The 3,874-nt window shown below is 58.4% G+C and carries 4 protein-coding genes and 1 tRNA gene; 1 reads left to right on the forward strand and 4 read right to left on the reverse strand.

Features of this window, described 5'->3' with window-relative positions:
• Window positions 1-1,747, forward strand: a 1,747-nt coding sequence (locus tag ACFFAR_RS27185; RefSeq protein WP_375508817.1) for a VC_2705 family sodium/solute symporter, incomplete at its 5' end; no start/stop codon positions are given.
• An 80-nt stretch (window positions 1,748-1,827) separates the two neighbouring features.
• On the opposite strand, the gene ACFFAR_RS27190 is transcribed toward ACFFAR_RS27185, so the two are convergent.
• The 4 genes from ACFFAR_RS27190 to ACFFAR_RS27205 form a co-directional block, all read right to left on the reverse strand.
• Window positions 1,828-1,917: transfer RNA gene (locus tag ACFFAR_RS27190), tRNA-Ser, on the reverse strand.
• 142 nt (window positions 1,918-2,059) lie between these two features.
• On the reverse strand, window positions 2,060-2,461 hold the full coding sequence (locus ACFFAR_RS27195; protein ID WP_062170129.1) for a PIN domain-containing protein: 402 nt from the start codon (window positions 2,459-2,461) through the stop codon (window positions 2,060-2,062).
• Window positions 2,454-2,687: an AbrB/MazE/SpoVT family DNA-binding domain-containing protein gene (locus ACFFAR_RS27200; protein WP_062170127.1), complete on the reverse strand. Its 234-nt coding sequence runs from the start codon at window positions 2,685-2,687 to the stop codon at window positions 2,454-2,456. Before ACFFAR_RS27200 ends, ACFFAR_RS27195 begins: the two co-directional genes overlap by 8 nt.
• Window positions 2,688-2,750: 63 nt before the next feature.
• Window positions 2,751-3,874, reverse strand: a 1,124-nt coding sequence (locus tag ACFFAR_RS27205; RefSeq protein ID WP_375508818.1) for a malate synthase G, incomplete at its 5' end; no start/stop codon positions are given.

Raw genomic sequence — 3,874 nt, forward strand, 5'->3', positions numbered from 1 at the left:
CATTGGACTGGCCGGGTCCATCTACGCAACCGGTTACGACGGCCTTGCCTACATGATGGGCTGGACCGGAGGGTATTGCCTCGTTGCGTTCCTGCTCGCGCCGTACGTCCGCAAACTCGCGCGCTATACCATCCCCGATTTTCTCGGCACACGCTTTTCAAGCAACCTCGTGCGCGGCATTGCGGCGTTTGCAGCCATCCTGTGTTCGTTCGTTTATCTCGTTGGGCAGATTCAGGGCGTCAGGTTGATTGCATCGCGGTTCATCGGTATCGACTTTGCGATCGGGATCTTTTGTGGACTTGCCGGCATTCTCGTGTGCTCGTTTCTTGGCGGCATGCGCGCTGTCACATGGACCCAGGTCGCGCAGTACATCATCCTGATCAGCGCCATGTTGATTCCCGTCTCGATGATCGCGCATCGCGAAGGGCTTGGATGGCTGCCGCAACTTTCTTATGGGCACTTGCTCGAGCGCGTGGAATCGCTTGAACGTCAGGTCGCAGGTTCGCCCGAGGAGGCGAACGTTCGCGATGCTTACCGGCGCCAGGCGCAGCAGATCCAGGCGCAGATCGATCAGTTGCCTGCATCGTTTCAAACGGAACAGGCGCGGCTTACCGATGAAATCGCCGACCTGCGCCGGCACAACGGCCCTTTGCGCGATATCGGCGAACGTGAGCGCGAGCTGGCGTCCTTTCCGAAGGACGCTGCTGACGCTGCGATCCAATGGACACGCGAGCGCGATGCCATGCTGGAACGCGCCGCGCCGCCAGTTCCGATGGCCCAGGCCTTCCCTCCATCCGACGATGAAAACGCCCGGTTGCACAGGCGCAATTTCCTGTCGTTATTGCTGTGCTTGTCGCTGGGAACGGCGAGTTTGCCGCACATCCTGACGCGCTATAACACGACGACATCGGTTGCATCGGCGCGGCGTTCGGTCGGCTGGACGCTGTTTTTTGTTGCGCTGTTTTATGTCACCGTGCCCGTGCTCGCCGTGCTGATCAAGTACGAAATGCTGACTGGCATTGTCGGGCACAAGTTCGCCGATCTGCCGACGTGGGTCATGCAGTGGCGCAAGGTCGAGCCGTATCTGATTCGTATCAGCGACGTGAACGGCGATGGCATCGTGCGCTGGGCCGGCATTCAGATGCAGCCCGATATGGTCGTGCTTGCTGCGCCGGAGATTGCGGGTTTGCCGTATGTGATGTCTGGGTTGATTGCGGCGGGTGCGCTGGCCGCGGCGCTTTCCACCGCCGATGGTTTGTTGCTGACGATCGCGAATGCGCTTTCGCACGACGTCTACTACTGCATGGTCGACAAGAACGCGAGCAGCCAGAGGAGGGTGACGATATCGAAGATATTGTTGCTGGGAGTTGCGTTGTTTGCTTCTTATGTGGCGTCGCTCAATACGGGGAATATCTTGTTTCTGGTCGGCGCGGCGTTTTCGCTGGCGGCGTCGAGCCTGTTTCCGGTGCTGGTGCTCGGCGTGTTCTGGAAGCGGACGACGAAGCTCGGTGCGGTTTGCGGGATGCTGGCCGGGTTGGGCGTTTGCGTTTATTACATCGTTTCGACTTATCCGTATTTCACGCAGATCACGGGGTTTGCGGGCGCGAGGTGGTTTGGGATCGAGTCGATCAGTTCGGGGGTGTTCGGGGTGCCGGCGGGGTTTCTGGTGGCGGTGGTCGTGAGTCTGTGCGACCGGAAGCCGGATGCCTATACGCGGGCGCTGGTCGATTACATCCGGCATCCGTGAGGGCGGGGGAACGTAAAAAACCCGCGTCGGCACGAGGCTCGATGCGGGTTTGGCGCTGCTCAACTATGCGAAACGTATTCTGGCGGAGAGACGGGGATTCGAACCCCGGTTAGGTTTGACCCTAAACACGCTTTCCAGGCGTGCGACTTAAACCGCTCATCCATCTCTCCAGCAAGTCGCGGATTATAGCAAACTCGCGCGATCGCGCCAGCCCCTTGTGGTGGGATGAAGTTGCAACCATCTCGCTGCGGCAAATTGCCAATCAAACCATAGACACCTGAGATCGTTGTCACGGCGCGTGACGCATACATTTCAGCTGGTGAATGGATTAACAACCCGCAACTTTTGATCGATCATCAACCCGTTCTGCATGTCTTCGGAGTACAGCACATTGCATTCGGCAAGAAGTGCGGCCGCTACGATCATCGAGTCATAAACAGATAGTCCGTACCGTTCGGACACACGTCGACCGGTGTCATGTGTTTCCTCAGTCAGCGGTTCCGTGCTGCAAACGGCGCGGATTGCATCTAACACATCACCCGTCTCGTCCCACGACATACATAACTTGCGCCGCGTTACGTTCGCGACTTCGTTGAGCACTTGAACGCTGATAACACCGCCTTCTGCCATCAAGCCTTCGGCGCGATTTGCCTTGGCCGAATCACTCGAAAGAAGGTAGAGCGCGACATTGCTGTCCAGAAAAACCTTAGTCATTGCGATTGGCGTCGTCGCGGCTGAAAGTGAAGTCAGCAGGCAATCGCCCCCGATACTGTCGTAGTCGTTCAAGCAACTCGCGGCTGGTCGGCTTCTTCTTGATCTGAAATTCGCGCGCGCCTGCAACGACAACGTCGACATCGTCGCCTTCATGAAGCTCAAGAGCCTCGACAACAGCGGCGGGCAACCGGATTGCCAGGCTGTTTCCCCACTTCGATACTTGCATGATTACCTCGATGGATATACTTTACATAATTGTATATCCACCAGGGTAGTCAGGTAAATATTTTTACCCCCGCAACCCCTTCACTTCCAGCCGGAACTTATGCAGCAACGGTTCCGTGTACCCGCTCGGCTGGGCGCGCCCTTCAAACACCAGTGCCTTTGCCGCCTTGAACGCCAGCGAGGTCTCGAAGTGCCCGGCCATCGGCTGGTAGTACGGATCGCCGTCGTTCTGCGCATCGACCACTTTCGCCATGCGCTCGAATGTTTCGTTCACCAACGCCTCCGACACGACCCCGTGATACAGCCAGTTCGCAATGTGCTGGCTCGAGATGCGCAACGTCGCGCGATCCTCCATCAAGCCGATATCGTGAATATCCGGCACCTTCGAACATCCCACACCCTGGTCGACCCAACGCACCACGTAACCCAGAATCCCCTGGGCGTTGTTCTCGATCTCCTGGCGAATCTCTGCATCGGACCACTCGGCCTTTTCAACGACAGGAATGGTCAGCAAGCCATCGAGCAACGCGTCACGCGCGCTGTCGTATCCTGTCTTCTCGAGCGCCTGCTGCACGGCCTGAACATCGACCTGATGGTAATGCAGCGCATGAAGCGTAGCCGCCGTTGGCGAGGGCACCCATGCGGTGTTCGCGCCGGCCTTCGGATGAGCGATCTTCTGCTCGAGCATCGCATGCATCAGGTCGGGCATCGCCCACATGCCCTTGCCGATTTGCGCACGCCCGCGCAGTCCCGAACTCAACCCCGCGAGCACGTTATTGCGCTCGTAAGCCGTGATCCAGGCCGACGATTTCATGTCGCCTTTTCGCATCATGGGACCGGCTTCCATGGCGGTGTGCATTTCGTCGCCGGTGCGATCGAGGAAACCCGTGTTGATGAACGCGACACGTTCCTTTGCTTCGCCGATACAGGCGAGGAGGTTGACGCTGGTGCGGCGCTCCTCGTCCATGATGCCCATCTTGATCGTGTTGCGCGGCAGTTTCAGCAGGTCTTCGACACGCGCGAACAGTTCGCTCGCGAAGGCGACTTCAGCGGGGCCGTGCATTTTCGGTTTCACGATATAAATCGAGCCGGTGCGCGAATTCAGCTTGTTCTTGCGGTCGTGCAGCGCGCACAGCGTGGTGATCACGCCGTCGAGAATGCCTTCCGGAATTTCCTGGCCGTCTTTCG

Origin of the sequence: uncultured Caballeronia sp. (assembly GCF_964243625.1) — a bacterium.
Classification (GTDB): domain Bacteria; phylum Pseudomonadota; class Gammaproteobacteria; order Burkholderiales; family Burkholderiaceae; genus Caballeronia.